Annotated in this window: 1 rRNA gene; it reads right to left on the bottom strand. The window is 57.0% G+C overall.

Annotated features, from left to right (window positions below):
* Positions 1–5 precede the first annotated feature (5 nt).
* A 23S ribosomal RNA gene (locus AB0H75_RS50250) occupies positions 6–1,037 on the bottom strand; the annotation flags it as partial.

The raw sequence follows: 1,037 nt of genomic DNA, 5'->3' as shown, positions 1-1,037 counted from the left end.
ACTTTATGGTCAAGTCCTCGGCCTATTAGTACCGGTCAGCTCCACACGTTACCGCGCTTCCACCTCCGGCCTATCAACCCCATCATCTCTAGGGAGCCTTACCCACTCTCGTGGTGGGAGACCTCATCTCAAGGCGAGCTTCCCGCTTAGATGCTTTCAGCGGTTATCCCTTCCGAACGTAGCCAACCAGCCATGCACCTGGCGATACAACTGGCACACCAGAGGTTCGTCCGTCCCGGTCCTCTCGTACTAGGGACAGCCCCTTTCAAGTCTCCTGCGCGCGCAGCGGATAGGGACCGAACTGTCTCGCGACGTTCTAAACCCAGCTCGCGTACCGCTTTAATGGGCGAACAGCCCAACCCTTGGGACCTACTCCAGCCCCAGGATGCGACGAGCCGACATCGAGGTGCCAAACCATCCCGTCGATATGGACTCTTGGGGAAGATCAGCCTGTTATCCCCGGGGTACCTTTTAGCCGTTGAGCGACACCGCTTCCACACGCCGATGCCGGATCACTAGTCCCAGCTTTCGCTCCTGCTCGACCCGTCAGTCTCACAGTCAAGCTCCCTTGTGCACTTACACTCAACACCTGATTGCCAACCAGGCTGAGGGAACCTTTGGGCGCCTCCGTTACCCTTTAGGAGGCAACCGCCCCAGTTAAACTACCCACCAGACACTGTCCCCGATCCGGATCACGGACCAGAGTTAGACGTTCAAAACGACCAGAGTGGTATTTCACCAATGACTCCACCCGAACTAGCGTCCGAGCTTCCCAGTCTCCCACCTATCCTACACAAGACGCTCCAAACGCCAATGTCAAGCTGTAGTGAAGGTCCCGGGGTCTTTCCGTCCTGCTGCGCGAAACGAGCATCTTTACTCGTAGTGCAATTTCGCCGGGTCTGCGGTTGAGACAGCGGGGAAGTCGTTACGCCATTCGTGCAGGTCGGAACTTACCCGACAAGGAATTTCGCTACCTTAGGATGGTTATAGTTACCACCGCCGTTTACCGGCGCTTAAGTTCTCACCTTCGCCCAGCC

Origin of the sequence: Nonomuraea sp. NPDC050783 (assembly GCF_040802095.1) — a bacterium.
In the GTDB taxonomy this organism is placed as follows: Bacteria; Actinomycetota; Actinomycetes; order Streptosporangiales; family Streptosporangiaceae; genus Nonomuraea.
Note: the sequence above shows the minus strand (reverse complement) of the source record. Positions and strands in the feature narration are given on the sequence as shown.